2 protein-coding genes and 1 pseudogene are annotated in these 1,169 nt (G+C 62.8%); all 3 read left to right on the top strand.

The genetic code is table 11. From position 1 onward, the window contains the following. On the top strand, positions 1 to 242 hold a 242-nt coding region (locus tag JHC57_RS21815), incomplete at its 5' end, for a hypothetical protein (RefSeq protein WP_294032672.1). Between the two features lie 112 nt (positions 243 to 354). After that, entirely contained in the window at positions 355 to 687 is a 333-nt protein-coding gene (locus JHC57_RS21810; protein WP_294032671.1) for a hypothetical protein, read from the top strand. Further along, positions 687 to 1,169 (top strand): annotated as a pseudogene (locus JHC57_RS21805) (hypothetical protein); the annotation flags it as partial. The gene JHC57_RS21810 and the pseudogene JHC57_RS21805, both read left to right, overlap by 1 nt.

Raw genomic sequence — 1,169 nt, 5'->3', positions numbered from 1 at the left:
GTTTCCTGAACACCCCCACCGGACTTTCCACAGCCGACAGCGACGGCGGCTGCGAAGGGCGAGCTGCGTCTGATTTTTCGGGCGTCAACGCGGGCCGTCTGGGGGCACCTCATCATCCCGCGAAGCTCGTCAACGTCGTGTTTTCCCAAACGGCAGCCGACCGCGCGCGGACCATTCCTCGCCCTTTCGCGGCGCCGTTCGATGTTTCGTCCTTCCATTCTTTGGGGTTAGCCGATGCCTGACAACCAAGTCTGTCCGAATAAGATCGTTTCGAAGGCACGTCTGTCCGCTGCCCTTGGCGCCGCTTGGGGCCGGGTATCGAATGATATCGGTCGCGGCACCTTTGCCGATCGTATGGAGGTCGACACCAAGACGATCGCGCGCGGCATTGCTGGGCCTTCCCTGCCCGATGCCGAGAACCTGCTGAATAGCCTTGCCGCCGATCCGACGGCGCTGGCGGAAGTTTTGGCACTCTATGGCTTGCAGGTTGTGCCCATCGGCTTCGACGCTGCGCTCGATTTCGAGATCATCGCCGACGCCGCAGCCCTGACGGCCGAACACACCGGAGCAATGCGCGACGGAAAGCGCGACCATATCGAGACGCTCCGCGTTGCCGACAAAGCCCGCCCCGTCGTTGCCCGCTACTCGGCCATCATCGCCGAGGCTGACCGTATTAGGGGGCAGTGATGATGGAGCCCGTCACCATAGGCCGCGCCACGCTCTACCTAGGCGATTGCCGGGATATCTTGCCAACGCTCGGCAAGGTCGATGCGGTGGTGACTGATCCGCCGTATGGGATTGGGGCTGACAAGGGCGCATCTGTGGGCGGCACAGACGCCTCTGGGCGCTACGTGCGGCGGCCCAAGCAGTACGACGGGGGGTGGGACGGCGATCGTCCTGATGGCGCGCTTCTCGCGGCAGTGGTGACCACTGGTAAGGCAGCTATCGTTTGGGGTGGAAACTACTTCGCTGATGTCCTGCCGCGCGGTGGCCGTTGGCTATTCTGGGATAAACTGAACTCCATGCCGTCCTATTCGGACGGTGAGATCGCATGGACGAACATTCCCGGCGCGGCGGTCAAGAAAATCACGCAATGCAACAACGGGATGGCGTCCATGCAGGACGGCGGCAGATGGCATCCAACTCAGAAGCCCGAGCGCGTGATGCGC

It is taken from the genome of Sphingopyxis sp., assembly GCF_016463645.1.
Classification (GTDB): domain Bacteria; phylum Pseudomonadota; class Alphaproteobacteria; order Sphingomonadales; family Sphingomonadaceae; genus Sphingopyxis.
The sequence above is the reverse complement of the archived record's forward strand: the minus strand, read 5'-3'. Positions and strand labels throughout refer to the sequence as shown.

Coding starts and splice junctions, on each gene's coding strand:
- JHC57_RS21810 (WP_294032671.1), top strand. CDS start 355: ATGGAGGTCGACACCAAGACGATCGCGCGCGGCATTGCTGGGCCTTCC.